The sequence below is a fragment of the Pseudoalteromonas shioyasakiensis genome (assembly GCF_001550135.1).
Taxonomy (GTDB): Bacteria; Pseudomonadota; Gammaproteobacteria; order Enterobacterales; family Alteromonadaceae; genus Pseudoalteromonas; species Pseudoalteromonas shioyasakiensis.
On sequence record NZ_LRUE01000005.1, the window covers coordinates 20,064 to 45,281 of the forward strand.

Consider the following 25,218-nt stretch of genomic DNA (forward strand, 5'->3'; position numbering starts at 1 on the left):
CTCAATAAGGTAAAAACAACCAACGCTGTTTAATAACTTTGTTTAATAAGTACTCTGTGAGTTTAGGCCATTTTGGTTGAAACGCTTTGAGCGTTTTCACGATGCGGCTACCCAATGGAGCAAACTGATGCTGAGCGACAACAATTTTTACGTTATTAACGCCTGCGTGTTCTAGATTTGCCATACCGTGACATAGAGCTTCTTCGTCGTTATAACCAAGTGATACCGTTAAAAATGTCAGTTCGGTACATAAACTAAGCGCATGCAGCGGTACATTGCCCCGATTACATTTAAGAGCTGGGCTCATATCTAAAAAAATATAGTCATACTCTTGTTTTATGCGTTCTATTGCATCATTTAGTACGCTTTTATTTTTCACCGATTCAAGCTCTTTAAGGTGCGCCATGGTGAGCAAGTCTACCTGTTCAGTATTGATGATATTAAGCTGACACGAAATATCGCTGAAGCACCAAGACTCTGGTTTTTTTGGTTCATCAAACTTAAATGGATTTAACGGATTTAAGTCGATAATTAGCACTTTGGCAGCTTGCAAACTTAAGCGCTGTGCAACACTAGCACAAAGTGATGTAGAGCCTTCGTTGCCGGTTAACGAAATAAAGCAGATGCAACGGGCTTTACTGTTATCTATTTCGTTACACACGGCTTCAAGTTCTTGGTATTGCGCTGGTATTAGTTTCATAAGCCCACCACTAAAGCTACAACAGTAATAAAGTCTAAGAAGTTTGATTTAAACTGGCTCATTAAATCTTGGCCTTTGTCTGGTACATACAAAGTATCGCCAGCACGTAACACAGGGATATACGCTGAGTTAGGGTTTTTAACGAATTCTTCTAAATCAAATACACGAGACTGTTCTTTACAGCATGAATGATTGACCACCACGATTTTGTCGATAAGCGCTGAGCTTGATGGGCCGCCCGCTTCTGCTAATACGTCAAGTACCGTCATAGTGTCATCAAAGCTGTAACGACCTGGCTTTTCAACAGCACCCATGATGCGAACTACCTGCTCTTTTGGCGTTCGTAACCAGTCTTTATCTTTTTCTGGGATATAGATAGTATCGCCCGGTAAAACATGTGGAAATAAGGTTTCATCACCGGTTTCAAAATACAGTGCAAGGTTTAATTTACTGACTCTTGCTGCATTGCCGTTACGATGTGTAATACGAATATTGCGTAAATCGGCGTTATCTGTAGGGCCATCAGCAGCGGCTAAAATGTCGATAAAGTGCATATTAGTATTAAATGCATAGCGACCTGGTGAGCCCACTTGCCCCATAATGTAAATAGACTTGCTTGATTCTTGACGGATCCATTGAGATTTATTGTCTGCAGGGTCAACTGGTAACTCTTCAACAATAATGGTATCGCCAGCCATTAAATTTGGCAGTTCATATTTGCCCGAATCATTAATAGTGTATTGCTCTAAATCGAAACGTTTGGTCACCTCACCGTTTCTTACAATTTTAATATCATTGATATTGGCACCCTTAGTTGGGCCGCCGGCATGGGCAAGTAAATCAGTAAAGTCCATTTCAGGGCTCCACTCATAACGACCCGGAGATAAAATGGCACCAATAATTTTGATGGCACGTTTTGGCGGTACTTTTAACCAGCTTTTTTCGTTTTGATCGGTTTTCTCTGGTACAAAAATCACATCGCCTGGGTTAAGGCTTGGCACTTTTACTGTGACTATGCCTTCGCTGTAACCTTGTAAGTCAAATAAGATGCTTTCGCCTGCTGGAGTTAAGATCTTAATCTGACGAGTTTCTGCAAAACGGGTTGGGCCACCTGCATTAGCCAGAATATCTAAAAAGCTTGTGCTTTCGCCTGCTTCATAAGCGCCCGGCTTTTGCACTTCTCCCATGATATAAACTGTTCTTGAAGTGGTATTTACATCATCAACCATGATAGGCACATAAATAGTAGAACCCGCTTTTAGCTCAGGCATAGTGTCGTTATTAGGTTTATCTAAATACGCTTTTAAATCGAACACGACTGGGGTTTTATCTACGATAACACGAATTTTGGTTACATCTGCATAGCGGGTTACACCCTCAGCACGCATTAGCGCATCAAGTACACTCATGTTTTCTTTAAATGAAAAGCTACCAGGGTTGTGCACCTCACCAAGCAAAGTAATAGCGCTGTTATCACTTGCATCACCTGATGCACTTAAGGTTTGTGCATCAAAGTCAATTTGTACGTTACCTAACAGCGGAGACACTGGCACAAAGACTGTGTCAGCGCTTTGTAATGCTGGTAATAAGTCAATGTTGCCTGAATCTAAGTAGGCTTTATAGTTAAACTCAATCATCTCGGTGCCACGGCGAATTTGTAAACGGTCTAATTGAGCGCCTGGTTTTAAGCCGCCTGCACGGGCGATGACCATTTGAATGTTGCCATCTTTAGGAATACTTACTTGTGATGGGTCGTTCACATAGCCCATCACATTGATAAAAATATCTCGTGAATGAATTTCGACATAAAAGTCATCCATCGCCACATACATTTCACTTAATGCTGTGCGTAGCTGGCTTTGCACATCATCAAGCTGTAAGCCTGCTACTTTAAAACGACCTAGCTCTGGTAAGGTAATAGCACCTTCTTTATCAACTTCAAACGGTTCGCTAAATTCAGCTTCGCCTGGTAGGTATAAGTAAAGTTTATTACCGACTTCAATCTCTTCTGCGAAAGTAGGTAATGCGAATATAAGTAAGCAAAGTAAGATTAACTGTTTCATGTTATTGCTCCTTAGGACCATTTAAGATTTTGGTCCAGCTGGATAATGCATGTTTTTGTTTAGTGGCTTTATCGTCACTCATGTCGATAATAATTGCCTCTACTCGTCTATCTGAATGACGTTTTGAGCGTGAGTCAGGTTCGTCGCTGTACGGTGTTAAACTACCTTGCGTTAAGGTTGTTATTGTTGCTGGGTTTACACCATAAATACCTAGCCAGTGTTTTACTGTTTCGGCACGCTTAAGTGCTAACTCATAATTGTTTTGTTGCTGACCACTAATGTCGGCATGACCAACAAGCAGTAAGTTAACCTCATCAACTTGTTTAATTAAGTCAGCCGCTTGTGCTAAACGTGTGATGTATTTAGGAGTAACCTGAAAATCATTCAGTGAGAACTGGTTATCACTATTTAAAAGCTCAGTGATCTGGTCTTTAAGAGATGCTGTCATGTTTTTTTCAGTATCAGTAACACCTGCACATTGGCTCATCGCATTAACAGTTTCAAAGTGCTTCGCAAGCTGATTTAAACCGTGATAGTGAATCAGTAAATCATGCTCAGCATCAGACCACATTTGCGCTGCTATTAGACGTCTTATACGGTTTTCGTATATTTGTGCTTTTAGCAGTTGTGCTGGCATACATTGCTGTATCCCTTGTGCTTTTAATAAATCTAACTTTAAAACATGATGTTCAAATTCGCTTAGCACCACGGTTTCTTGTGTGTCGTAAATCATCTCGTGTTGTTCATCAGTAAGCGGATAATTTTGATATTTTTCAGCCCAGCCTCCTTGCCCCTCATCAGGCCAAGAAGCACATCCACCAAGCGTTAGCAAAATGATTGTAAATAGTATGTGCTTCATAAATCACCTCACGCGATATCAGCTTGTTCGATAAATGGAATCGTCTTATCAACTCTTAATAGACTCATTAGTTTGTGTGGTTGCCCAGACACATTAAGCAGTGATAATTTTTGCCCTTTTTTCTCGATGCGTTTGTATAGGAACACCATGGCACCAATGCCAGATGAATCAATAAACGTAGTAGAGCTAAAATCGAGTACCACACTTTGCTGTTTGCCATGTGCAACTTCTTCAAACTGATCTTTAAAGCCATCGACGGCTAGACCAGAAAAGTCACTAGGTAGTGAAATTAGTTTGGTATCGTTAGAAAATGATGTGTTGTTAGCCATGATCTTCACCTTAGTTAAATTGGTTAGTCATAGTAACTAGTACAACTAAAATGCCAGTTTATAAGGTGTTGAAATTTAAAGGCTAAATGATGGGGTGATGCATAATGCAATTAACTTTTTGCTGTTAATTTGCATTATGCAACGTGATTTGCTTAATTCATTTTGCAAAATGGAGGTGGTTTACTGCCCTTTACCGGTAAAAACGACCTGTAATGTTTTAATCACAATTGAAAACTCAAGCTTCGCCCAAGCACGCGGTGATGACATACTCAGTGAATAGGCGTAATCCCAGCCAATTTTACTTCGTGCATCATCTATGGTTTCATCGTAGCCATTCATCACTTGAGCAAGGCCAGAAATACCTGGTTTAACACCGTAAGTACGTTGGCAAAAATAAGGGATGTCTTTTTCTAATTTACCATAAAACACAGGACGCTCTGGTCTTGGACCAATTAGCGACATCTCGCCTTTAAGCACATTAATTAATTGCGGAAGTTCGTCAATTCGTGTTTTACGCATAAAGCGCCCTACTGCCGTTATTCTTGGGTCATCTTTACTGGCCCACACAGCACCAGAACGCGACTCAGCATCAACCACCATAGAGCGAAACTTATAAACATAAAATAACTCAACGAAGTCATCTGAGCTTTCACCCACTCTAAGTTGCTTAAAGATGATAGGACCTTTAGATGTAAGCTTTATAGCCAGCGCTGCAATTAAACAAACAGGCCAAACTAGACTTAACGCAAATAAGGCACCTGCAATATCTAAGCTTCGTTTGATGACTTTAATAACAGACTTGGTTTGTGCTTTACTCGCAGATTTTACACGTTGCCAAGGAGTGTCAAAGTAACCTTGTTCATAACGAATGATCCCCCAAAGTGCTAAAAAGTAGCTGTTTAAGATGTAATTAACTTTATCGACGATAGGAATACGTTTTTTAAAGGCGAATATAGTTTTAACCGCTTGCACTGTATGAAGCGATAAAATGCCTGTAGCAATCAATTGTGACCATACAGATTGCGTGACGATAACTTCTATAAATACACAAGCATAAATACAGGCTAAAATAATTGGCATAATCCCACGTAATACTTTGTGCGAGAAAAAGTTCATACATGTCCACCCTAAACGCGGGTTAAGTAATAAAAGCAGCGCTTTTATTTGTTGCCAATTACCAGCACCTAACCTTACACGACGTTTATAATCTTCACTTTGCTCATCGCATTCTCGCTCGTAAATGACAACGTCTTCATCAACAACAGCTTTCCCGCCTTTGCTTAAAGCTTTCATTGATAGCACGAAGTCGTCGTTAATCGTGTTTTTCTCTAATTCATTTGCATACTCAGCGCGCATGGCAAACATTGCCCCTGGTACGCCAATCACAGCGCCAAGGTTTGACTCTGATTTTTTCACTTGGTTTTGGTACTGCCAGTAGGCTTTTTGCGCATCTGGTGCATTTTCATCTAAGGTGTAAACACCTGTCGAAATTGCCACTTGCGGATCACTAAATTGCTTAGCTACTTTGTTTAATGTATCAATGCTCAATAAAGCACTAACATCAGTGAACAGTAAAATATCATTGTGATATTTCGCCATCCCCATCAAGGTATTTAACCCTTGTACTTTCCCTTGGTTTTCATCACGATGGTGAAAATAGCACTGCACGCCTTGCTTATGTAATACCTGCTGTGCTTTAAGAGCTTGTTGATAGCTTTTATCGGTGCAACCATCAAAATAAACATGAATAGAATAATGATGAGTGTCATATACTAGTGATGCTAGGTTATAAAGCTTTTCTGCAATATGCTGTTGTTCATTGTAAGCACACATCAAAACAGCAATATTCGGTGTGTAGTTGTTATCAAAAACGGTTTGCTTGCTTGGTTTTTGCTTTTTGCCTGCAACACACTTTAGTAATAATGGGTAGCCAATATGATGATATGCAGCAATACACATTAAAATGATAAATAATGTAGTAAAAATAGTCATGGTTGGCTCCTACACTGCTAATGCAGAATATAAATTGTCGTATTTACTACTCATGGTTCTTGCATCAGCGACTGCAATTGCATGATGACGAATGCAAAGACCATGTGGCAGTTTACATGCTCTCAAAATAGCCGGTGCAAGCTTGTTAAACTCGTTCAACGATACAAGCTCACCTTCGTTATCGGTGACAACTTCATGAATTCCACCTACATCAGACGCTACAACTGGAATACCACATGCCATGGCTTCAATAATCGATAATGGCAAACCTTCACGCTGTGAATACAAACACATCACGTCGATACTCGAATAAAAGGCTCGCATATCGTGAACGTTGCCTAAAAAGTGCACACGCTCGTTAAGCCCTAAATTACGTACCAAATTCATTAAAATGACTTTTTGATCGCCATCTCCAGCAAACACCATATGGTAATCTTCAGGTAAGTAATGCAATGCATGAATAAGATCTTTGTGTCCTTTTCCTGCAATTAACCTTGCAGCACAGCCAACTAGCTTAACTTTGTGGGGTAAATTGAGCTGATTTCTGGCGGTTGATTGATTAATTGCGACAAAATTATCACAATCTATACCATTTAAAATGGTGCGCTCAGGAATGATTGCTGTTTTAGCTCTAAATTCATCGGCAACAATTCGTGCATCTGCGACCCAATAAATATTCGTTAATGAGTTAAGTAACTTAGTGAAAGTACATTGTTTAACGTTATTTAAATACCAGGCATCATGAATTGTTGATATATGACGAACCGTATCACCGGTCAACGCACAAGCAAGGCCTGCATAAATAACAGGGCCAACATGATGACTGTGAATAATATCGATATCATGCTCTTTTATTAATGCCTTTATCTTTGCGATAACAGAAATACTCACGCCTGGTTTTTTGTTTAAACAAATCACTCGATGGCTATATTGTTCAAGCTCTGGCCATTGCTCAAACGCAGATTGTCTGTCTCCTTCAAGAGAAACAATTATACTCGAGCTACTAAATTGACTGTTTTTGAGTAAAGTAATTGCCATTTTTTCTAGGCCACCTACTTGTAGGTGTTGAACTAAGTGCATGACATTCATGATTTATCTCCTTCAATATTACCGAAGTTAGTTTCGGCATTGACGATAGGAAGTACTGTTACCACCTCTGCGCTGGTAAGTTTTTCGATGGTTTTAATATCTTTTAAGTGACTATCACAAAGTGCAGCAACAAATACGCTTGCACTACCTGTGAAAATCCCAAGCACAATGCCAACGATAACGGTCATCAGCATTGAGGTATTGATAGGTTGTGTTGGGCTATAAGCTCGCTCGATAGTTTTAACTTTGTCTGGTCCTTCGTATTTAACTAATTTGCCCGTAACTTTGGCCATTTCGTAACGACTCAGCATGTCTTTATAAAGTGACTGTTTAACATCGTAATCACGCTCTAGTTTACGTAATTGTTTTTCTACATCACTGGTTACTAACAGACGTTCACTGACAAGCTGCACTTGCTCTTCGAGCATTGCAAATTCTTGTTCTTGCTGAAGTAAATTATTACGGGCCTCTTCAAGCGCAAGAAGTTGTGAAACTAAAACGCTGCTCTCTTTACCATCACCAGACGGAAGCGTATTAACCATTTGCCATAACTGATCAAGATCCGTTGTGTTTAGCTCTTCACTAGATTCTAACAGCGCCTGTTGGCGACTTTTTAAGTTTGCCAGTGTGCGCTTTTTCTCGATAATCTTGCTATGTTTATCGGTATAGCGTGTTCTCAAAAGACTTAACTCTGATTCAGTACGAATTATCTTTTCTTCTAAATTGCCTAAAATTGGATTGGCTTGCCCTACTTTACTCACTAAGGCATTCAGTTTTGCTTTAGCCCCTGAAAGAGCAATCAGCTTTTGTTGTTTTTCACTTAGTAAGCTGTCGAAGGTTTGGCGATTACTATGTAATACATCGGGTAAGGTATTACGATTTTTGGTTTTAAAATCAGCCAGTGCTTCTTCAGATAATTCAAGTTCTTCGCGTAAACTATCAAGCTGTTTAAAGAAAAACTGCTCAGAAGTATCAAGTGACGCCTTTGTAGGTGCTAATAAACGTTCAATAAATTTTTCTACCACCTTTTCAAGCACTGGCTTCATTTGTGATTGGTCATGCCAAATAAAGTTTATACGTACCAGCTCATCACCAATTAACGAAAGTGATAACGCTTTAGATAGTTTTTGATGGATTTCTTCAACTTGTTTTGGCGTAGCATCTTCAGCTATTAATTGGGTTTCTTTTGCTACTGCAATAAGTACCTTACGGCTGATAACTAAGGTACGCAGTGCTGCCATACGATCAGAAAGTTGAAACGAAAAAGACAGATCATCTAAGTAAGGATTAAGTAGTGCAGACTCTTCGATTAAGATGGTTGCGTGATTGGTATATTGTTTTTGCGCAGATAAACCAAGTGCAATGACGACGATTGGCACAATGCAAAACGGAATAATAAAGAGCTTAATACGCGTGTAAAGCGCATAAAGCCCTAAATAAATTAACCGTTTGATCTGCTCTTTAACTAACATACTTTACCTTTTGCTTTGCATTTTGCGAAATTGCTCGGTTTTAATTTGCAAATTGATAAAAACAACCGAGATTTCTATAGATAGTTAGTTAATTGCAGTTAGTGAGCCAAAATGAAAAAAGCCGCATCTTGTAGCGATACAAGATGCGGCTTTGGGTTGAAAGATTTATTTAGCAAAACCTAAGTTGTTTACAGACTAACTTGGCTTTTGCTTGCCAGCTATGATCCTTTGCTTGCTGAGATTGGTTTGCTCGCCAATTCAAGTTGTTTGATTTACTTAGGCTTACAGCATAGTCTAATCGCTGAATAAAGCCTTGGTGGTTGTCTGCTATTAATATGGTCTCTTGGTATGGATTAACCGCAGCAAAGCGTGTTGTCACAATAGGTGTGCCTGTGGCTATGTATTCTTTTAATTTCAGTGGATCACAGGCTCTGATCTGCTCATTATCAACAAATGGCAATATAGATACCTGCCAATGCTGAGAAAATGAAGCTAAACGATCATGCTCTACAGCCGGTATATGGGTTACATTGTCTAACTTGAGTAGATCAGAGAAGTCTTCGACAAGGTGGCCTATCAATACTAATTGATACTCAGGCCTTTCTTTAGCTAGCTTCAACAATAAGGCTTTATCAAGCCAAGCATTCAAGGAACCATAAAAACCAATAATAGGTTTGCTTATTTGCTCAAGTTCAACGGCTTTTGTGGTTTGCGCGGTAAAAAGTTCTAAATCGACACCATGAGAAAGCATTTTAACTTTAGATTTCGGCATTTTGTTGGCAAGAAACTCACTCACAACATAAATGGTGTCTGCTTTGGCAATAAGGTCACTTTCAAAAGGCGCGACCATTTTATGATCAACACCCGCAAGTGCCGAGAAGTCATCTCCGCAGTAATAAATGACTTTATCCTGCTCTCGCGGTGAAATTAAACTAATTGCCGTAGGTACACTAAGCCAATAAACAATTGGCTCATCATCTATGAAACCTTTTCGATTAAAAATCCATTTATTAAATAGCCTTGCTATAACGCTATCGTGCCAAGGTAAAACCGCTAATGTGTGTGCTGTTAAATTAATGTTTTGGCTAGTATTCGTTGTTTTAGCATTTGGCCTATTGCGCTTAGATAAAAAAAGGCTTTTTAATTTATTAAAAACTCGTTTCACATCAATCAAGCGAAATGTTGGTTTTCGCATACCAATCGAGTTAATCCAAATAACCTGATGTTGTTTTGCTAGTTGTTTAAATAGGTGCTGTGTACTACTTGGGTGACTTTGCCAATCTTCGCCGAATACAATAAATTTCATAGCGTCCCCTCCAGCTGTTTAACAATTTTTGCTGGATTGCCAGCAACAATAGTATTTGCTGGCACATCTTTAGTAACTACAGCACTTGCAGCAACTATAGCACCCTCGCCTATTGTTACACCTGCAAGCACAGTTGCGCCGGTGCCTATCCAAGCGCCTTGTTTTATAATGATATCGCCAACTTGTGACTCGTCATCAGGCACACCAAGAGCACGTCGTTCAGAGTTTAGAGGGTGACCAGGAAAGCCAGCTAAAAATACCCGACCTGCAAGGCGAACATCATCTTCTAAAACAATTTTTCGACCAACAGAAAACGCATTCTGCCAACCAATATCAACATTACTGCCAATTATAAGTTTGGGTGTGTAATTACCATGACTACGCCCACAAAAAGTACTGATGCCACTAATTCGTGTGTTGTCATTACAGCTAATTTCAAGTTTTCCTAAAATTTGCGGCATGCCAGAATACAGGTATAAATTTGCTTTTGAGCCCTTGATTTGGCTTTTAAATACTGGTGTGTAATAAAAAATGCGCCCTAGCTCACTCACTACTGTTTTAACCAATAAATGCAATTTATATATAAATGAATGAATACCTGGGATAACCCACATTTGCGGATTGCGAATCGATTTTGCAAATTGAAAAAGTGATTTTGCAAATGGGCTGTCACTTGATTTAAGCCATTGTTTAATATTTTCACTCATGTGAGCTCTCCCGTTGTTTATCAATTACAAGCTTTTCTAAGGCAATAGTTAAAGCAAGAATGATATAAATAGGCCATGTAAATGCCTGAGTTAAAAAGGTGCCTGACACCATAAAGCCAATTAGGCCGCCCTTTAGCGCTTTCGCATTTACATCAATTTGTTTGTCATTAATCTGTTTATTCATTAAGAAAACACGGTTCAAGGTGCGATAAATACAGGCAATCACGAGCACAAAAATGCATATTCCTACGATGCCTGTTTCACCTAATACCTGAAACCACGTACTGTGTACTGCATGATTCTTGCCATCCCAATGTGGGCTATAAAAATAGTAATTAACGACAAAGTTATTAACCCCAACCCCAGTTAATGGATTATGTATTGCCATATTGATTGCAGCTTGCCAAGCGTAGATACGACCCATTGCAGATTCATCAACACCGCCTTCATGGGAGCCGCCACTTTGCCTATCTGCAATACCTGCAAAAGCAACCATGGCTAACATGCCCACGGCACCAATACAGCCGACCACTACAGGATTTTTAACTTTCTGGTAAATAAAGAAACTAAGTACAGCAGCAATGCCAAGTAAGCCTCCTCGGCTCTGCGTTGCAATAACACCGCTGATTGCAATAACTAAGCAAATAAATGCAATGATGCGTCTAAATTTATGGGCACTTGAATCAAATACTTCAGCAGCTAAAAAAGACACGGGAAACATCATTACAAGTGATAAATCGTTAGGATCACCAAGTTGTGAGCGAAGTTCTCGCGAAATAGTGACGCGAGTTCCTTCTACTAGGCCAATACCATTCATTTTGTTACTCAGGGCAACTAAAGCAATGGCGGCACCTGAGATCATGATGCCAATTCTAACCACATTAAAATGCTTTAATGTGCTCATCCACCACGAGATTGCAAATACCATAATGAGTACTTTTGTTAGTACACCTGACCAGTACTCCATCGCTAAACCGCGATTTGAGGCACTAAAAACGCAAACAGTCAGCCAAATAAACCAAACAAAAAATATCAGATGATTGGTATGCCAATGTGGCTTTAATTTTTGTGAGATAAATAGATGCCAGGCTATTCCCAATAGCGACGCAAGCGCGAGTAACTTAGGAATTTTAAAAGGCATTAAAAAAGGAAAAGCTTCGTGTAATCTAAAATAGCTAAATAAAATAAACAAAATTATAAAAGCCACACTTACCTTTACTGCAGTGAAAGCGGCAAAAGGTAATAGCAGCAATGCAAAAACTGCTATCGGGCCCAAAATGGCATAGGTAATAACCACAAGTAAGGTTACTAAAATGCCATTAATTAATAACTGATTTTGTTTATAGTAATTGAGCATGGTGATGCTCCTTCATTAAGCTTTTTATTACTTGCTTAATTAATGCTCTATATTGATAAGCCAAACCAACAATATAGATAAAACATACGATCCATTTAGCCAAACTAAGTTCGCTAAACTGTAAAGTGATCACTGTTATAGAGCCCAATGCTAACCAGCTTGGTACTAATGCTGCAAAGTTTAGCTTTAGAGGCTCGAAATACTGACTAACTGAGTAAAGGCAAACTAATTTAAAACTTTGCATAATGATTAGCGCCAAAATAGCGCCTTCAACACCAAGTTTTGGCACTAAAAAGTACAGCAGACTAAGACCTAAAAGTGCTGTAAAGAAGTTTATAATTGATACAAACACACCATTCTTATGCATGTAGCAACCAATATTGAAAATATCGCTGTGATGGCGTATGGCAACAACAATAATTAATAAAATCAGCCAGCTATCTTTGCCATGGTATTGAGCAGGAAGTACTGAGTTTAATACGATTGGTGCCAGTAAACTCATCAAAACACACATAGCTAAGCCTGCATTTAATGAGGTTATTGCATAATTTTGATATTGCTTTTTATCTTGCTTAATAAAGCTAAAACGTTTGGCGAACCACCAAAGTCTAATCGGCTCAAATGTGAACGAAGTTATAATGGCAAATTGCGCTGCAACGTAATAACTCGCTAAAACACTCTCGTCAAATTCAGCAACGATAAACCAGTTTTCTGCCCCATTACCGGCATAAACAAATAAACCTGATGCGATAATTGAAGTTAAGAATGCAGTCTGTGATTTTTTTATTCTCCAGCTAAAGCGAGAATAACTCACTTTAAGTGCACTTCGCATATCACTTAAGGTTAAACACATAATAATGAACGTGCAGACAACACCTGAAACCATTACACCGGTTACATTAAAACCAAGAACTAACAAAGTGATTGTTAAACAAGTTTGTATGACAGCATGCGCAATACTATAAAAACAATACTTTTGCGCGTGACCAAATAACCTGTAGTAGGTGTACGGGATAGCAAGTACCGAGGCAAAAGTTAAATTTAAAATAAGTAACCTAAAATCAATCACCTTTATTTGCGCAGGTAAGGTTGCAATAATTTGCTCGCTAAATATAAAGCTACAGCCTAAAAAAAGCGCACTAAAGCAGATTGTTAATACCAGAGAGTCTCTAAATAACGCCATTTTTTCACGAAAAGTTGGGTACTGTTGTTTTAGTAGTAGCTCAGGTAAACCAAGAGAAACCACTAAAGAGCATAGCGCCGACATGGTCACCAAAAAGTTCAGCTCACCAAACTCGCTCTTTTCTAAAAAGCGAGTTGTAATTGGTAATAGTAAAAAGCCAAACCCTTTTACTGCAAAAATGGCTAAAGCAAAGTAACCAATTTGTTTTAAGTTACTCATAAAACCTCCCTATAAAGATTCAACCCATTTGGAAAGTTGCTGAGCTTGCTTAACTGCGTTGTAATGCTCGTTAACATGTTGCTTAGCATTTTGACCAAGTAGATAACGCTTATGTGGAGATAATTGGTGAAATTTATAAAGCATTTTGCTGAGTCCTGAGATACTACCTGGCATACATTTCATACCAACACTTGGGGTTACAATTTCGTTTGCTCCCATTAAGGTGGTAGTGAGAACAGGAAGGCCACAAGCCATGGCTTCTTTTAAAACTAACGGGCCTGTATCACGGTCGCCATTTTCTGCGACACAAAAAGGGGCGATAAGCGCAGAATAATAAATTAGGTTTGAGCTAACCCAGTCATGAGGTTTTTCACCTAGAAAGCGAATAGATTTACGAATACCAAGCTCTTCAGCCATATACATTAAATCGTTAAGCATTGGCCCGTCCCCCACTATATCAAGGGTTATACCAAACTCTTTTGGAATATGCTTAAGTGCCGGTAATAGGAATTGCAGCCCTTTCTTTTCAACTAGACGGCCGATAAAAATTAAACGCACAGATTCATTTAGGGACGATGGTACAAACTTAAATTGGCTAGTATCGATACCACAATGCAACAATTTAACATTGCTCTTCGAAAAGCGTTTAAATTGCATAGCCATTTCTTCACAAACTGCTATTGAAAAATCACAAAGAGCTAATTTGGGTTTTAAGTCTGCGTTGTTTACGTAAACATCATGGCCATGACCAATAGAAGATACTGTAATGTCTGCAAGTTTTGCCGCAACGATACCGTACGCAAGAGGCCCATGCATAAAATGGCAATGTAAATGATCTATCTTTGCAGCTTTTATATAACGTGCAATTTGATAACCATAAGCAAGCAAGGATTGTGTTGAAATTGATTTAAATTGAGCTGCAGTATGCGTTGCCCTTGCTAACTTATAAATGTTAAACATAGAAGGTAAGATCAATTTAAACGCAGGTTTAGTAATTTTTTTAACTTCAATAGCACTGGTTAAATTAATCATCACACTGGTTTTTTCAAATGTAAGAACTGTCACCTTATGCCCTGCATTGAGAAGAGCTTTAATTTCCGTTACAACAAATGTTTCAGATGCAATTGGAAAGCTTGGGACCAAAATAGCAATGTGCTTCATAAAAACGCTCCTATAAAAACTGTTATAAGAGTTATGGCAAGTTCCATACCCGGCTATTAAACCTTTAAATTCCCGAAATGAGATTAAATTTTGCTGGAGATTTGCAAAATGCAACGCACAAAGAGAAAAGGCTGAGTAATTTCACAGAAAATACAGATTTAAAGCTGGCGTCTAAATTGCGTATCCTTTACTACGTGAAGAAATGCTTTTGGAGCATATTATGAACAGCCAAGTCAGTATTATCATTCCTAACTACAACTGCTTGCAGTATCTAGATACCTGTATTAACAGCATTTACCAGCAAAAAAATGTGCAATTCGAGATCATTATTGTTGATGATGGCTCTACAGATGGCAGTAAAGAATACCTTGAGCAACTTGCTGCTGACAAAAGTGAGGTACGCATATTCAGCCAACAAAGAAAAGGCGTTGTCGCTGCTCGTAACCTTGCAATTACACAAGCAAAGTCAGAGTACTTAGCTTTTTTAGATGCCGATGATTATTGGTCAGCCGATAAGCTTGCAGCTCAGTTTGCATTTCATAAAAAACACCCAGACTGTGTGTTAAGTTTTACTGACTACATGCATTTTAATGAAAATAACGAAGATATAATTGGCTGTTTTGATTACTGGCCAGAGTTTAAATGTAATAAAGAAAACACAGACTTCCAGTTTTTAGATAATCCAATAAGCCAAATGATCACCACCAATATCGTTGGCACTTCGTCGGTCATGGTTAAACGCTCAACCATTGTTGATGTGGGTGGTTTTGACAATAAGTTAAGTAGCGCTACAGATTTAGATTGCTGGTTAAAAATAGCTAAAAAAGGTTATGTTGGTTATTCAACGCTATGTGCAATGCACTATCTAATGCGTGCTAACTCTATAACATCAAATAGAGAAAATAGACTAGCGGCTATGGTTGAAATTATTAATCGTAACCAATCTGTTGTATCAAACAATGAACTTAAAAAAATCAAAGCACGTTTAAGTGAATGTTATGGCGAGTTCTACCGTGAACTTGGTCAGTATTCAAAGGCACTTATGTATTCGAACAAAGCCTTTTGGCTATTCCCTCATAAACGAAATTTTAAACATATGCTCTATGACTTGAAGCACTTATTTGGAGCACATTCATGAAAAAAAACATTGTAATCATCGATGATGATGAAGCAATTTTACGTTCGCTAAAACGATTATTAGGTACTAATAACCATGTGATTTGTTTCAGCGATCCTCTATCGGCTATTGAGTATGCGAAACAGAACCCAATTAGTTTAGTCATTTGTGATCTGTTAATGCCTGCAATCAGTGGTTTTGCTGTTTTAGAGGATATTAAACTGCTACAGCCGAACTGCTCTCGCCTTTTGATTACCGGCTATGCAGAGCTAGAAGCTTCTAAAAGTGCGCTTAACGATAATATTGCTAATATGATTACTGCAAAACCTTGGGATAATTTTGAGCTAACTATGCTGGTTGATATATTAATTGAAAATAGTCACCTTAAATTTAATCAATGCGTAGAAAATGTGAGTTCATAGTGCAGCAGTTTGTGGTCGCTGCCGTTTACTGAGTTAACACCAATATTAGATAAAGAAACATCTTCACTCACTAAACAATGATCTATTGGTAAACCCAAAACTTTTAAATCACTTAGCTGGTTTTTCAAAGACCAAGACGTATAAAAACCTGCGTGATTAAAACAACTGCTTTTATTATTTATAAAGAACCGTGACCAAGGTACTGTATTAAAATCACCAGCAACTAACCAACTGCCCTTTAAATTTTTAATTTCTTTAGCAACTTCACTTAAGACTAAGTTTCTCTGACCCCACAAACTTTGAGTTCTAGGTGATGGAGGATGTAAAAACACACTATTTAACATAACGTTATTGTGTAAGAAACTAAGCTTTACGTAGCCAAGTTTAGGATTATCAAAGCGTTTAATTTGCCTTTGTACGATTGGAAGTTTTGAGAGAACTATAATGCCAAATGGCGCCCCTTCTACTTCAGCATAACCAAATAAATGATATTGTGTGTTTAGCTCATCAAGCACATGCCGCTGCGTATCATTAAATTCAAACAGTACTAAGATATCATTTTGCGCATTTATAAATTGGCTAGTGATGATATTTGCTAAGTTAGGGTTACTATATTGCAAATTTACCTGGGCGACTTTGATATCTGTGTTTTGAACCTCTCTATCAGTTGAGTAAGGTTTAAAATGAAATATTACTAAGCAAATACTTAGAGCAATTAAACTCAAAGATAGTTTTTTGTTCCACCACAACAAAAAAAATGCAGGTAGAAAACTAAATACAATTAGCAACCCTCGCAAAGAGGCCGCCAAATCAAAAAAATAACTATCAAATTGATTAAAAGCTAACACTAATATAGCTATATAACTGAATAAAAATAGTAAACGCATCGCACTCCCCCTCTGATAATTTATAGCCGCATATTTTGTACCTTGCTGAGATATACTTAAAATAGATATAGTATGATGTGTTCTTCTTTTGTATTAAATTAAGTACCCGAAGGTACTTAATTTATTTAAAACTCACTATAAGTCTTATTCGAATCCGTTGATCATTTTGTCGCACACTACCGGAGTTGGTCTGTGGTTATCATCAACAGCAACAAACGTAAAGCTACCAGAAATAGCTAAGTGTTTATCGTCTTTGTGCATTGTTTCTAAGAAGATTTCAACATCTACTTTAAGGCTAGTGTTACCTACGTGTACCACTTTAGAAATAAGCTCTGCAAATGTACCAGCCGGAATGGCTTCTTTAAAATCTACACGGTCAGACGAAATCGTTACAAGTGGCTTACGGCAAAAACGTGTAGCAGCAATAAACGCTACTTCATCCATCCATGCCAACGCGTCACCGCCAAACAAAGTATTGTGGTGGTTGGTACGGCCAGGAAAAACTGTTTTTGTTACCGACGTTGTTGAGTCAGCAATACGCTTTGCAATAATAGCGTCACGATCGATTTGTTGTGTCATAGTCTCTACTTTTTATTAGCTAATGTGTCTTGCATCATTAGCGCAGGGTCAAGGCGTTCATTTTTCCAATTAAAACGCCAGTCTAAATGAGGGCCAGTTACGCGACCGGTCGCACCGATCTCGGCAATTTTATCGCCACGCTTAATTTCGTCCCCTACTTTTACATCTAATTTGCTTAAATGAATATAAGTAGAGGTAACACCATGGCCATGGTCAAGAATCAAGGTACCACCAGAGTAATATAAGTCAGCATCAGCAAAAACAACTGTGCCGCTCACTGGCGCATACACTGGGCTACCCGTTTTATTGGCAATGTCTAAACCAAAGTGCGGGCGGCGAGGCTCACCATTAAAGTAACGCTGGCTTCCATAAACACCTGAAATGCGCCCAGTTGCCGGTTTATAAACAGGGTCTAAAAAGTACCGTAGGTCAGAATTAACTTGCCTAGCTTTACGTACAGCAACAGCTTCACGGCTAATACGCTCAGATACTTCTTTAGGTGGCGAAACATATTTTTTTGCTACACCGGTGATTTTATCAATTTTGTAATCACGCTTAGTGATCACAATTGCTTGTTCGTGGCTTACACCAGCACTATCAACCCAAGAAAGGCTATGATTTGTCTTGGCATCACGACCAAAACCAAACACAAACTCACCATTTGTTGAAAGCTTAAGAGGCTCACCATTGAAGCTAACACTTTTAGCGCCTTCAATTTGGCCTGTTACTAAACCGCCTTGAGTTAAATGTCCTTTTAATTCAACACCACTTGCAGTTAAAGAAAACAACCCTGCAAATGCTGCTATTAATAATCCTTTAAGCATAACTGATTGACCCCTTGCCAACCCCTTCGTAAGCTGTAATTTTAACTTCTGAATCAGGGTATTGGTTTTTAACTTGTGAACTTAAGTAGTCTGCAATGCACTCAACCGTAGTATCGCAAGGTAAAATGTCGCAGCGTGATTTGTCTATCGCCATTTCAAAATAACCTTGCTGTGATGTATATGCAAAGCACACATCGTTCTCTTGTGCAGTTACATGCTTGAGCTCTGATTTATTGATTTCATCTTCAGCTGTTGCTAGATAAATGTCTTCCCATTTATCTGCCCACTCTTTTTGTAAGCGAGGCATAGCCATACCATCAAGGCTAATACCAATTTGTGAGCGATGGCCATGAATAATACGCTGACAATTACCATCGTGCTTTTTAAGACCATGGCTGTAATGATAATAAAAACTTTGGCTATGCTCTGGGTATAAATTTATTTCAATCTTTTCGATGTTGCTAGGGAGCTCAGGCATAATAGTTTTAATTAAAAACTCGGTTACCGATTTTTCATCAATAACATCAGCATCGATTAAACAATATGCTTGGTTAGGAGCGCTCATAGCTAAGTGATAATTATCACCAAAGTGACAATCTAGCACGCTGTGATCAGCATGCTGTGTTAGTGAACCGTTTAGAGTGGCTGGCACAGCAAGTTTATGGTCGATACAGTTATCAATAATGCCCTTGATTTGCTTTTTAACTAAACCAAAATCAAGCACCATCGACTCATCATTTAATTGACCGTGCAGAGTTAAATCCACAATCCAGCTCTCGCCAACTGCGCCGCGTTTATTACACAAGTAAGAAAAATCAATCACTGTCAGTGAGTTTACAAAAAGGATCATAAATTTCCTTTAGACTGGTTAAAGAATCACAGCAATTATAATGATTTTTACTTCACAATGCGCGGTTTTATCTCCCTTTATCAGCGACAGTTTAATTAAATGGTCATAAAATAAGCTAAAAATAGCAAATAATTAACTGCTCCGAGTTGTTTAGCGTACAAGTGTACGCTAAAGTACGGGGCAATTTCTAAGCGATGAATGAGAGTTATGGAACCTAAAAACAGCTATACAAAAGAAGAATTGGTCCTTTGTGGTCAAGGTGAAATGTTTGGTGAAGGCAACTGTCGTTTACCTAGTGACAACATGTTAATGATGGACCGCATTACCTCTATCACTGCTGACGGCGGTGAGCACGGTAAAGGTCAAATTGTTGCTGAACTAGATATCAACCCTGATCTTTGGTTCTTTGATTGTCACTTTAAAGGTGATCCGGTAATGCCTGGTTGTCTTGGCCTTGATGCAATGTGGCAATTAGTTGGTTTCTTCCTTGGCTGGTCTGGCGGCCCAGGTCTTGGCCGTGCACTAGGTGTAGGTGAAGTTAAATTCACAGGTCAAATCTTACCAACAGCTAAAAAAGTAACTTATCGTTTAGACATGAAGCGTGTTATTAAACGTAAATTATTCATGGGTATGGCTGATGGTACTGTAGAAGTAGATGGCCGAGTAATCTATGAAGCAAAAGATCTTAAAGTAGGTCTTTTCCAAGATACATCTGCGTTTTAATCTTTAATTTAAGATACAAAATAGCAGATACAAAAAAGCCCCTAGATGGGGCTTTTTTGCGTAAATAAGGTGCCTATATTAAGTTTTAAACATGTTTCGGTTTTCAATGGCTTCTCGCCAGCCACCTAACCACTCAGATTTAGGGTCGATTTGTTGATAAGGGCATTGTTCTTTGGAACGGCCTGCCAAGCCTGCTTTATAACCTTGAGAATGAGCTCTTTCTAAACGATCTCTTTTCTGTCTCTTCATAGGTAATATCCTCACCTTTTTATATTTATAGATATGTAGCGAAATTGACATCTACATTTAATGAATAGTTAATAAAACTGTTAAATTCAAATAGCAAAAAGCAATTAAATAAATTGACAATAACTAACGTGCTGATGCTCAAATGAATTAACATTTTAAATGACTAGGTGGTCGTACCTCTTCAACTAAAACCATCTATTAATACACTTAAATTCAGCTAAAAACGATACAGCTCTTTTAGCTTCATTATTTGTGACCAAGCCAATTTCGGCAAAGTTCCCAATTAAATTGTAATCATGACAAATTTATGATGATTACAATTTAGTCAATTTAATGCTTGCATATTAAAAACCGATCGGTCTAATATGGTCGGTATGGAAACAAATAACTCTGTGCCAAGCCGTCGTGGCAGGCCACCAAAAATAGCTCGTTCTAATGCAGATACCCGTGCCCTTTTAATTAATACGGGACTAGCTGTATTAACCGAAAAAGGCTTTAGCGCAACCGGCATTGATTTAATATTAAAATCAGCTCAGGTACCTAAGGGCTCTTTTTATCATTACTTCAAAAGTAAGAATGATTTTGGCTTAGCACTCATTGATGCTTACGACAGCTATTTTCATGCAAAGTTAAAACGCCACCTAAACAACGATTCAACACCCCCTCTTGAGAGGATTGTGCTATTTGCCAATGACGCCAAACAAGGCATGGCAAAGTTTGAGTTTAAACGCGGCTGCTTAATAGGTAATTTAAACCAAGAAATCAGTCACCTTGATGAGCCTATGATTGACCGCATAAAACAGGCTTACGCCAACTGGCAAGCTTTAATCGAGCAATGCTTAGTTGATGCTAAGAAGCAAAAGCAAATTCCTCAATCATCAGATTGCAAAATGCTTGCTGAGTTCTTCTGGATTGGCTGGGAAGGCGCAGTGATGCGCTCTAAACTTGATAAATCAAGTGAACCGCTTACCCTTTATACAGCACAATTTTTACGCTTAATTTTATAAAGCCGTTTAAATACGGTTTTATTTTAACCATTAAAAGACGATCGGTCTAAAAGGAGTCAATATGACAACATCAGTAAAATCGGTAGTTATCAACAAAGATGATCAAGGCTACCGTGCCGAATACACAGACTTTCCTGTAGAAAGCATCCACCAGCAAGATGTAAATATTGATGTTGACTACAGTACATTGAATTACAAAGATGCCCTAGCCATTACAGGTAAAGGACCTGTGGTAAGAACATTTCCTATGATCCCCGGGATAGACCTTGCAGGCACAGTAACAGACTCTAAAAGCGATGAATTTAAAGTAGGTGATAAAGTTCTGTTAAATGGCTTTGGTGTTGGGGAAAAATACCTAGGTGGTTTGAGTTCAAAAGCGTCTATGAGTGCTGATTGGATCATCCCCCTCCCTGCTAATTTAACACCAAAACAGGCTATGCAAATTGGTACTGCAGGTTATACGGCAATGCTGAGTATCATCGCTTTAGAAAAACAAGGTATCACACCCCAAAGTGGCGAAATTCTTGTTACCGGTGCTAATGGCGGCGTGGGTAGTTTTGCTATCTATTTGTTAAATAAACTAGGTTTTGATGTAGTTGCGACAACAGGACGAATGAACGAAGCAGATCACCTTGAAAAATTAGGCGCAAAACGCGTTTTATCTCGCGAAGAATTCTCAGCACCTGGGAAACCACTCGCTAAAGAGCAATTCGCTGGCGCAATTGATTCTGTGGGTAGCCACACCCTTGCAAATGTGTGTGCATCGATTAAATACGGTGGTGTTGTAACAGCGTGTGGTTTAGCACAAGGTATGGACTTTCCGGCAACGGTAGCGCCGTTTATCCTTCGTGGCATTAGTCTAATGGGTATAGATAGTGTAATGCGCCCTAAAGCTGACCGAATTGAAGCATGGCAACGTTTAAGCGAATTAGTTGAAGCTCAGTACCTCGATGCTATTTCGCAAGAGATTCCTCTTTCTGAAGCCGTTGCAAACGCAGAAGCCCTATTAAAAGGTGAAATTCGCGGCCGTGTAGTGGTCAATTGTAAAGAATAAGCTCTAATATAAACATTCTTAGCAAGTTAGCTATAAAACTAGGGTAAAGGCAATTATACTTACCCTAGTTTTGTAATCCCGGAAAGTCTAATGAGTAATAAAGAAATTTTCAGCAATAACCCACTGCAAGGTGTTGGTATCGAGCAAGTCGTTACAGAGCTTGTCGAGCAATATGGCTGGGAATTACTCCACGCCTATATGCGTTTGAACTGCTTTAAGAATAACCCAGATGTAAAATCTGCGGTTAAGTTTTTACGTAAAACCCAATGGGCACAAGAAAAAGTCGAGAACTTTTATTTGTATCGTCTCAAAAATTTACCACGCCCAGACGATGTAAACTATGAATTACCGCCGCGCGATCGTGTGATCCCTGCTGATCAAAAACCAGGTGAACCTTGTGAGTTAAGTTTTACCGACGCTAAACGTATTCACGCTAAAAAAGAAGCCAAGCAAAAAGCCCGCACCCGTAAACAACGTTCAAGTGCGAGTAATCCTTGGGGTAATTAAGCTTAAAGTTTTGAGCTATAAGCTGTTAGTTGAAATAAGCCGCCTTTAAGGGCGGTTTTTTATTTGAGTTAGCAAGTTAGCAAGTTAGCAAGTTAGCAAGTTAGCAAGTTAGCAAGTTAGCAAGTTAGCAAGTTAGCAGTTGAGAATCGAAGGGTTACCTAAATACGTCAATCATTTCTTGATTCTTTTATAATTCGATATCTAAATTCTGATAAATAACCAATTATTGTCAGCAAGAAAGCAGAGTTGAAATCACCAGCAATAAGCATGTCAAAAAGTCCACCTTCACGTGTCAACCATAAAAAAGCAATGATACAGATAGACATAGTCCACAAAACCTTTGGAGTGCTGGCGTATTCACCAAAGAACCGTTGTGAAATGCTTCTTTTATTTTGTAAATCTTCCATAATGTGCTCGCTATTCCATTTGTTCGTTAGTTCAAAAACTCCGTTCCCTATTTTCAATTTATAGCACCATGATTTTTAACTTACCATAGTACAAAGGGCTCATAGTTTATCTGTTATTAATTTAAGGGTAACTTGATTATGTTAGACTGCTTTCATCATCATTAATGTCATTAAAAAAGGATGTGTATGTCTAACTACAACGAATCACCTGAACAAATCGCAAATGCAACGCAAGGTTATGTAATGCAACAAACAATGTTGCGCATTAAAGATCCAAAGCCTTCTTTAGATTTCTACCAAAACGTTTTAGGCATGAAGTTACTGGGTAAATATGACTTCCCTAAAATGGAGTTTACGCTGTACTTTTTAGGTTATGAGCAAGACATGCCAACAGGCAGCGATAAAGAAAAAGCACAGTGGGTATTTCGCCGCCCTGCTCTTATCGAGCTTACACACAATTGGGGCACAGAAAACGACGACAGCTTTGCTGGTTACCATAGTGGTAATGATGAACCAAAAGGCTTTGGTCATATCGGTATTAGTGTGCCAGACGTATACGCAGCATGCGAGCGTTTTGCAAAATACGATGTTGAGTTTGTCAAAAAACCAGACGATGGCTCTATGAAAGGTCTAGCCTTTATAAAAGACCCTGATGGTTATTGGATAGAGATACTTTCTGCTGAAGGGATCACTGAGATAATTGAAGAGCATAAGTAAAAGCTAATTACCCAAAAACCTGCTATTTAGCAGGTTTTTTAATTTACGCTTTTGATATGTAGTAGTCAGTGTTTGTATGTTTTGCATTAGCAAGTGAATGTCAGGCTCTATAAAAAGCTTTTTATTTGGAATGAATAAAAACACTGTAACTTTTAGCGAGTAGCCATCGTTTTTTAAATACACTTATAATTAAAGAAAGTGCCAAGAAACATCATAACAAGGGCCATTTAAATCATATTGCAGTTCTTGATCATTCCGGGTAAAGGTCGCTGTAGCTTTAAATTTAAAGTTTGACGTATCTTTTCTGTTAATTGCCAAAGCTTGTTCTATTTCATCCCATCTTTGAGATATACCACCATGCCCAGGATGACTATCGGCTTTTAATTCACCTGACTGATATTTTTTATTCCATTTAACAAAAATTTGCCATTGCTCAATCTCTAATTGAAGTTCAGATTCTGATATTAAATAAAGAGAAAACTCATCAGTAAAACCACTGTCATCATTGAAGTCTGAAACAAACCTGTAATGTCTCCCCTCAACAGATGTGATACCCTCTCTTGGCCCATCATAATATAAATTTTCGACAAGGACTTTAGACATTAGCATTCACTGAAAGCCTTTAGATAAATTGAAAGGATGAATAAACAATACCTATTATTAGCCACTACAAAAAGAACTAACGACTACATCATTAGGTAATTAAGGTGTTTTTTACGGTTGTCATTGTAGATCTCCTTATTACAATCTAACAACAACCGTTCTACCGATGAAGTCATGTACTGCACGACGCTTTTCATTAAACAGCATGGTTATAAATTCTGACAATGCCCAAACTGTAGCTAATGAATTCAGACCCATAATTAAATAAGTTAAAACCGCAGGTACGCTACCAAGTTGTTGTAACGATATTGAAATAGAAAAAACTAGGAGTATCCAAGACGAGTTAATAGCAATATTAACAGATTCTCTGCGAACCGATTGCTTAAGCGTAATGCTCGTTTCGGTTTCATGATCGAGGACTTTAACATCCATCACCATCTTTCCAAGTGTTTGACCATAAAACCCATGCATGAAAACAACATAGCCAATGTACTGAAAGCCATTAACAGCTTGTAAAATCGAGTTTTCGTAAGAATATTCAACGTCAAAGAGTAAGCATTCGATATAAAGTAATGCTGTAAAAATTAAGCCATCAATAATAGCAGCCCAAAAACGAGGCCAAAAAGTAGCATACCTTTTACTCGTTTCTAGCTCTTCAAACTCTGCTTTTATTTCTGGGTCTTTTAATTTATTTGCAATCTCTAATTCTAACTCTTGTGCTCTTTGTGGGTAGCTTTCTTTATCAATATACTTTTGAGCATCTAATAGCTCATCTAATGAATAATTTTTATAATTTGGGATGTAGTCCATGTTTATTATTCTCCTTAACTGTTTG

At 38.4% G+C, this 25,218-nt stretch carries 27 protein-coding genes; 7 read left to right on the forward strand and 20 right to left on the reverse strand.

Annotation, left to right across the window (positions count from 1 at the left end; genetic code table 11):
• Position 1: 1 nt before the first annotated feature.
• The 12 genes from PASHI_RS01940 to PASHI_RS01995 all read right to left on the reverse strand — a co-directional run bounded on the left by PASHI_RS01940 (position 2) and on the right by PASHI_RS01995 (position 14,437).
• A complete protein-coding gene (locus tag PASHI_RS01940) occupies positions 2–700 on the reverse strand; it encodes a cellulose synthase operon protein YhjQ/BcsQ (RefSeq protein WP_054561487.1) in 699 nt (232 codons plus the stop codon).
• The gene (locus tag PASHI_RS01945; protein ID WP_062564401.1) at positions 697–2,763 is read right to left on the reverse strand and encodes an SLBB domain-containing protein; all 2,067 of its coding nucleotides are present in this window, start codon (positions 2,761–2,763) and stop codon (positions 697–699) included. Before PASHI_RS01945 ends, PASHI_RS01940 begins: the two co-directional genes overlap by 4 nt.
• Position 2,764: 1 nt before the next feature.
• Positions 2,765–3,622, reverse strand: a complete 858-nt coding sequence (locus PASHI_RS01950) for an OmpA family protein (RefSeq protein WP_054561489.1) — start codon at positions 3,620–3,622, stop codon at positions 2,765–2,767.
• An 8-nt stretch (positions 3,623–3,630) separates the two neighbouring features.
• Complete coding sequence (locus tag PASHI_RS01955) at positions 3,631–3,951, reverse strand: STAS domain-containing protein (protein ID WP_054561490.1); 321 nt, start codon at positions 3,949–3,951, stop codon at positions 3,631–3,633.
• A gap of 180 nt (positions 3,952–4,131) precedes the next feature.
• On the reverse strand, positions 4,132–5,943 hold the full coding sequence (locus tag PASHI_RS01960) for a sugar transferase (protein ID WP_062564402.1): 1,812 nt from the start codon (positions 5,941–5,943) through the stop codon (positions 4,132–4,134).
• Between the two features lie 9 nt (positions 5,944–5,952).
• A complete protein-coding gene (locus PASHI_RS01965; RefSeq protein WP_062564403.1) occupies positions 5,953–7,032 on the reverse strand; it encodes a glycosyltransferase in 1,080 nt (359 codons plus the stop codon).
• Entirely contained in the window at positions 7,029–8,504 is a 1,476-nt protein-coding gene (locus PASHI_RS01970; RefSeq protein WP_062564404.1) for a GumC family protein, read from the reverse strand. Before PASHI_RS01970 ends, PASHI_RS01965 begins: the two co-directional genes overlap by 4 nt.
• A 169-nt stretch (positions 8,505–8,673) precedes the next feature.
• Positions 8,674–9,810 (reverse strand): glycosyltransferase, encoded by a 1,137-nt coding sequence (locus PASHI_RS01975; protein WP_062564405.1) that lies wholly within the window; start codon positions 9,808–9,810, stop codon positions 8,674–8,676.
• Positions 9,807–10,517: an acyltransferase gene (locus PASHI_RS01980; RefSeq protein ID WP_062564406.1), complete on the reverse strand. Its 711-nt coding sequence runs from the start codon at positions 10,515–10,517 to the stop codon at positions 9,807–9,809. Before PASHI_RS01980 ends, PASHI_RS01975 begins: the two co-directional genes overlap by 4 nt.
• On the reverse strand, positions 10,510–11,874 hold the full coding sequence (locus PASHI_RS01985) for an O-antigen ligase family protein (protein WP_062564407.1): 1,365 nt from the start codon (positions 11,872–11,874) through the stop codon (positions 10,510–10,512). The genes PASHI_RS01980 and PASHI_RS01985 overlap by 8 nt, the downstream gene beginning before the upstream one ends.
• A complete protein-coding gene (locus tag PASHI_RS01990; RefSeq protein WP_062564408.1) occupies positions 11,858–13,276 on the reverse strand; it encodes a lipopolysaccharide biosynthesis protein in 1,419 nt (472 codons plus the stop codon). Before PASHI_RS01990 ends, PASHI_RS01985 begins: the two co-directional genes overlap by 17 nt.
• A gap of 9 nt (positions 13,277–13,285) precedes the next feature.
• Positions 13,286–14,437: a glycosyltransferase gene (locus tag PASHI_RS01995; RefSeq protein ID WP_062564409.1), complete on the reverse strand. Its 1,152-nt coding sequence runs from the start codon at positions 14,435–14,437 to the stop codon at positions 13,286–13,288.
• Between the two features lie 220 nt (positions 14,438–14,657).
• On the opposite strand from PASHI_RS01995, the gene PASHI_RS02000 reads away from it, so the two are divergent.
• Together PASHI_RS02000 and PASHI_RS02005 are read left to right on the forward strand one after the other, a co-directional pair.
• Complete coding sequence (locus PASHI_RS02000; protein WP_062564410.1) at positions 14,658–15,575, forward strand: glycosyltransferase family 2 protein; 918 nt, start codon at positions 14,658–14,660, stop codon at positions 15,573–15,575.
• The gene (locus PASHI_RS02005) at positions 15,572–15,976 is read left to right on the forward strand and encodes a response regulator (RefSeq protein ID WP_062564411.1); all 405 of its coding nucleotides are present in this window, start codon (positions 15,572–15,574) and stop codon (positions 15,974–15,976) included. Before PASHI_RS02000 ends, PASHI_RS02005 begins: the two co-directional genes overlap by 4 nt.
• Here the strand turns inward: PASHI_RS02005 and PASHI_RS02010 are convergent.
• The 4 genes from PASHI_RS02010 to PASHI_RS02025 form a co-directional block, all read right to left on the reverse strand.
• Positions 15,949–16,863 carry an endonuclease/exonuclease/phosphatase family protein gene (locus PASHI_RS02010; RefSeq protein WP_062564412.1) on the reverse strand — a complete coding sequence of 305 codons (915 nt, stop codon included), beginning with the start codon at positions 16,861–16,863 and terminating at the stop codon, positions 15,949–15,951. The genes PASHI_RS02005 and PASHI_RS02010 overlap by 28 nt on opposite strands.
• A 144-nt stretch (positions 16,864–17,007) precedes the next feature.
• Complete coding sequence (locus tag PASHI_RS02015) at positions 17,008–17,442, reverse strand: acyl-CoA thioesterase (protein ID WP_054561502.1); 435 nt, start codon at positions 17,440–17,442, stop codon at positions 17,008–17,010.
• A gap of 5 nt (positions 17,443–17,447) precedes the next feature.
• The gene (locus PASHI_RS02020) at positions 17,448–18,266 is read right to left on the reverse strand and encodes a M23 family metallopeptidase (RefSeq protein ID WP_062564413.1); all 819 of its coding nucleotides are present in this window, start codon (positions 18,264–18,266) and stop codon (positions 17,448–17,450) included.
• The gene (locus PASHI_RS02025; protein WP_062564414.1) at positions 18,259–19,116 is read right to left on the reverse strand and encodes a 6-carboxytetrahydropterin synthase; all 858 of its coding nucleotides are present in this window, start codon (positions 19,114–19,116) and stop codon (positions 18,259–18,261) included. The genes PASHI_RS02020 and PASHI_RS02025 overlap by 8 nt, the downstream gene beginning before the upstream one ends.
• Positions 19,117–19,323: 207 nt before the next feature.
• Here PASHI_RS02025 and fabA point away from each other — a divergent pair, with 207 nt between their 5' ends.
• Positions 19,324–19,839, forward strand: coding sequence for a bifunctional 3-hydroxydecanoyl-ACP dehydratase/trans-2-decenoyl-ACP isomerase (fabA, locus tag PASHI_RS02030; protein WP_062564415.1), 516 nt, complete (start codon positions 19,324–19,326; stop codon positions 19,837–19,839).
• Positions 19,840–19,917: 78 nt separating this feature from the next.
• Here fabA and rmf read toward each other — a convergent pair whose 3' ends face one another.
• Positions 19,918–20,088: a ribosome modulation factor gene (rmf, locus tag PASHI_RS02035; RefSeq protein ID WP_036968408.1), complete on the reverse strand. Its 171-nt coding sequence runs from the start codon at positions 20,086–20,088 to the stop codon at positions 19,918–19,920.
• A 374-nt stretch (positions 20,089–20,462) separates the two neighbouring features.
• Here rmf and acuR point away from each other — a divergent pair, with 374 nt between their 5' ends.
• The 3 genes from acuR (at position 20,463) to PASHI_RS02050 (ending at position 22,656) form a co-directional block, all read left to right on the forward strand.
• Complete coding sequence (acuR, locus tag PASHI_RS02040) at positions 20,463–21,095, forward strand: acrylate utilization transcriptional regulator AcuR (protein ID WP_062564581.1); 633 nt, start codon at positions 20,463–20,465, stop codon at positions 21,093–21,095.
• Between the two features lie 61 nt (positions 21,096–21,156).
• Positions 21,157–22,149, forward strand: coding sequence for an acrylyl-CoA reductase (NADPH) (gene acuI / locus PASHI_RS02045; protein WP_058585041.1), 993 nt, complete (start codon positions 21,157–21,159; stop codon positions 22,147–22,149).
• Between the two features lie 90 nt (positions 22,150–22,239).
• Positions 22,240–22,656, forward strand: a complete 417-nt coding sequence (locus PASHI_RS02050) for a VF530 family protein (RefSeq protein WP_055021352.1) — start codon at positions 22,240–22,242, stop codon at positions 22,654–22,656.
• A gap of 167 nt (positions 22,657–22,823) precedes the next feature.
• Here PASHI_RS02050 and PASHI_RS02055 read toward each other — a convergent pair whose 3' ends face one another.
• Positions 22,824–23,063 carry a hypothetical protein gene (locus tag PASHI_RS02055; protein ID WP_138519570.1) on the reverse strand — a complete coding sequence of 80 codons (240 nt, stop codon included), beginning with the start codon at positions 23,061–23,063 and terminating at the stop codon, positions 22,824–22,826.
• A 186-nt stretch (positions 23,064–23,249) separates the two neighbouring features.
• Here PASHI_RS02055 and gloA point away from each other — a divergent pair, with 186 nt between their 5' ends.
• Positions 23,250–23,780 (forward strand): lactoylglutathione lyase, encoded by a 531-nt coding sequence (gloA, locus tag PASHI_RS02060; protein ID WP_062564417.1) that lies wholly within the window; start codon positions 23,250–23,252, stop codon positions 23,778–23,780.
• A 189-nt stretch (positions 23,781–23,969) separates the two neighbouring features.
• Here gloA and PASHI_RS02070 read toward each other — a convergent pair whose 3' ends face one another.
• Positions 23,970–24,383: a hypothetical protein gene (locus PASHI_RS02070; protein ID WP_156426444.1), complete on the reverse strand. Its 414-nt coding sequence runs from the start codon at positions 24,381–24,383 to the stop codon at positions 23,970–23,972.
• A gap of 138 nt (positions 24,384–24,521) precedes the next feature.
• Positions 24,522–25,193, reverse strand: a complete 672-nt coding sequence (locus tag PASHI_RS02075) for an RDD family protein (protein ID WP_062564420.1) — start codon at positions 25,191–25,193, stop codon at positions 24,522–24,524.
• Positions 25,194–25,218: the final 25 nt, after the last annotated feature.